Source organism: Coprococcus intestinihominis, from assembly GCF_040096555.1.
Classification (GTDB): domain Bacteria; phylum Bacillota; class Clostridia; order Lachnospirales; family Lachnospiraceae; genus Coprococcus_A; species Coprococcus_A intestinihominis.
Genome location: NZ_JBBMEK010000308.1, coordinates 1 through 3,584, shown reverse-complemented (window position 1 = coordinate 3,584; position 3,584 = coordinate 1). Strand labels below are relative to the sequence as shown.

Here is a 3,584-nt window from a genome sequence, read left to right as displayed (position 1 = left end):
ATGAGCCAAAACGCCTCGCCCGTCTGGATGGCTTGAAGAAGGTCAGTCTGCTTGCCAAATACGGTATGACCGAGGCGGACGCCTACAAGCTCTGTCAGGAACACGGGCTGCTTTCCCCAATCTACACTCACTGCCGGAGAAACGGCTGCTGGTTCTGTCCCAACGCAAGCGACTTGGAGCTGCTGCACATGGTCACAAAGCACCCGGATATGTTTGACCGGCTGATTGAATGGGAGAAGGAAGATAACATATTCCATCGTCGGATGACGCGCAGAGAAACCCCGTCTGAGGTAAAGGCTCGTTTACTGAGCAAATCCCAGACGGGGTTTTCTTCGCCCAAAAGCAAATAAGAAATGGAGGTTTGAGATGGCTGAAAACAAAAATGCACAGCAAGTCCGCGAAATCACGGACAAGCTGGAACAGGGCATCAAGGAGCTTTTTGAATCCGTGCGGTTCAAGGAATATCTCCGCACGATGTCCAAGTTCTACAACTATTCCTTCAACAACACGCTGCTCATCGCGATGCAGAAGCCAGAGGCAACCTATGTTGCCGGTTATACCTCGTGGCAGCGCAACTTTGACCGTCAGGTCATGAAGGGCGAAAAGGGCATCAAGATTCTCGCACCCGCGCCGTACAAGGCGCAGGAAGATCGTGAAAAGATTGACCCCGTGACGCAGAAGCCGGTAATCGGCGCAGATGGGAAGGCTATCACAGAAACAGTTGAGGTTCTGCGTCCTGCCTTCAAGGTGGTAAGTGTCTTTGATGTTTCCCAGACGGACGGCAAGGAGCTTCCGGACATCATCGTCGATGAGCTGAAAGGCACCGTCGAGAACTACGAGGCGTTCTTCGATGCGCTCAAGCAGGAGTCTCCCGTCCCCATTTCCTTTGAGGATATTCCGGGCGGTGCAAAGGGATTCTTCTCGCCGGTTGAAAGCCGCATTGCCATTCAGGAAGGCATGAGCGAAATCCAGACGGTCAAAACCGCCATTCACGAGATCGCCCACGCAAAGCTCCACGCCGTCAAGCCGGATGAGAAAACCGCGCCAGAAGATAAGAAGGATCGGCACACCAAGGAGGTTGAAGCGGAAAGCGTTGCCTACACCGTCTGCCAGCGTTACGGCATTGAAACCTCGGACTATTCCTTCGGCTATATCGCCGGTTGGTCATCCGGCAAGGAAACCAAGGAACTGAAAAGCTCTCTGGACACCATCCGCAAGACGGCGGCTGAGATGATTGAGGGCATTGACGGCAAACTCAAGGTACTGCTGGCAGAGAAAGCACAGTCCGCAGAGAAGGAAACCGAAATGCCCGCAGAGCCGATGCCGGAAGCACCCATTTACCGCGAGACGGCGAATTACGCCTATGAAGCCGGTGAGCTGGAGTCATATCATGCTTCCCTTGCTGCAAATGAGGAATGCCGCCGTGCGATTGAAGCGGCGATCAGCTCCAACTACGGAGATAACCGGCTGGATGCGGATGCTGCCGTGAAGAGCGTCCTTGAGCAGTTCTCTCCGGAGCGTGTCCGATATGTCCTTGCAAACACCATTCAGCAGAAAGACTTTGACGGGCGTATTCCCCAGCCCCTCAAGGAGTGGGCGAAGAGCGTTGAGGTCTGTCCGGAGAATACCTCCCGCTTCCTTGTGGATAAACCCAATCCCGGACTGACCGCACTTTTCGTGGATGCGTTCCGTCAGCAGACCGAACCCCAGAAGGAAGTCACTTCTGAGAAAACAGAGGAAAGAGACCCGGAGGTCGTTGCATGGGAGAACGATGAGATTACCTCTATTGAGGTAAAAACCGTGGAGGTCAAGTCTCCCTTTGCTCCCTTACCGGAGGAAGCGGCAAAAGCACCGAAGGGACACCGCCTGACTGCCGAAGAGAAGGAAATCAAAGCCGCCGTCATGGACACGCTCAAGGGGCAGATTGCCTATCACAATGACGGGATGCGGGCTTCCTACCGCGCCTCTAACCACTCCTTCAATCTGCTGGCACGGAACGGCGTCAAAATCGAGGGCAACACGGTCACGCAGAACGGTGAGCCGCTCTTCAAAATCCATCGCCGTCATGCGGCTCGGAAAACACAGGGCTGTTACCGTGAGCTGATGCCGACGCTGGAATACGTCAAGCAGGAGCAGAGGCAGGAAAAGCCCTCTATCCGCGATCAGCTCAAAGCTGCCGCGAAAACGCAGCCGGAGAAGAAGTCTCCGGTCAAATCCAAAACGCACGACATGGAGTTGTGAGAAAGGAGACACATGAAGAAATACACAGATGTTGACATCATCGCGGAGCTGCAGAAGCTCGTGGACAGTCATGTAGACAGCTACAAGGAAGACTTCGACATCGACAAGCGCATCATCCGCCGCGCCGCCGAAAGCCAGAATCCCGAAGACAAAACGCTGATGTGGTTCTGCCGCCCGCACGGAACGCACTGCCTCAACGAAAATCAGGTATTCATTCAGGGAACGCGGGATCACAACACCTTCCGTTTCTATGCGGAACAGACCTACGACGAGTGCGTTGCCCGCGTCATTGTCCCGAAAACCGTCAAGCGCGGCAAGGTGTTCGGAGATGTCTTTGAGGTCAATTACCGGGAACAGGCGGCAAATGTGGCACAGAACTCGGTTGCGCCGGATCATGACCGGCTGACCTTCGCAGATGGCTTTGTGCTGGACGCGCCCTGCCGCAGCAGCTTCGATGCAGCAATGGCTCTGGTCGATGAGCATGGCGGCGTCAAAACCCACCAGACGCTCCCGAAGGACGCGGATGCTCTGGCGGAAGTGCTGTCCAAGCAGAAAAGCCGCCGTGACAGACTGCCGGATGCAGAAAAAACAGAGGTGCTTTCGCCTCTGTCCGTTGCAGAACTTCGGAAGTATGAGGCAGTCAAAAAGGCGCATCCGGACGCGCTGGTCTGCTTTGCCCAGAATGGCTATTTTGAGCTGTACGGCAAGGACGCGGAAAAAGCCGCACCCTTGCTCGGCACAAAGCTCCTTGAGAAGAAGGTACGCGGCAAGCCCTCCATGCCGGTGACCGGCTTCCGTGAAGCCGCGTGGGTAGCCGGTTCTCACAAGCTCTGGAAGTCCGGCGCAGATGTCTTTCTCAGTAAGGACGGCGAGACCTTCAAGGAACTCAAAGCCGCAGATTACATTCCTGTCGGCGCGACGCTGAATGTGGATGGCATCAAGTGCAGAATTGACGCGGTTGATTTTGCTGCCGATGAAGTCCGACTGACCAACATTGAGGACAAGAACCGCTCCATTCGCTTTTCTGAGAGCATCCAGTATGTCCGTTCGTATGTGGAGGATGCCGGGACTGCCATCTACGACACCATCCCGAAGAAGCCCGCTGCCCGTGAATCCATCCGCGACAAGCTGAAATCTACGCAGAAAGCCCAGCCGCCCCACACACCGAAGCCGCAAAAAAACAAAGGAAAGGATATGGAACTCTGATATGAAAAACTTTACCGTGGAAGAAATCAACCTGATGTGTTGCTTCAATACGTCCAGCCGGAAGCGGCTGATTAACGATATGAAGAGCGTCACCCTGAACGACATGGACGGTGAGATCGCAGAGCTGATGTATAAGA

At 54.7% G+C, this 3,584-nt stretch carries 3 protein-coding genes and 1 pseudogene; all 4 read left to right on the top strand.

The window, feature by feature from the left end:
* Positions 1-350: pseudogene (locus WMO25_RS16235) on the top strand (phosphoadenosine phosphosulfate reductase); the annotation flags it as partial.
* A gap of 16 nt (positions 351-366) precedes the next feature.
* Positions 367-2,241, top strand: a complete 1,875-nt coding sequence (locus tag WMO25_RS16230; protein ID WP_349086203.1) for a DUF3849 domain-containing protein — start codon at positions 367-369, stop codon at positions 2,239-2,241.
* Between the two features lie 12 nt (positions 2,242-2,253).
* Positions 2,254-3,447 carry a MutS N-terminal domain-containing protein gene (locus WMO25_RS16225; protein WP_349086202.1) on the top strand — a complete coding sequence of 398 codons (1,194 nt, stop codon included), beginning with the start codon at positions 2,254-2,256 and terminating at the stop codon, positions 3,445-3,447.
* Position 3,448: 1 nt separating this feature from the next.
* The coding region (locus WMO25_RS16220) for a transposon-transfer assisting family protein (protein ID WP_349086204.1) at positions 3,449-3,584 on the top strand (136 nt) is incomplete at its 3' end.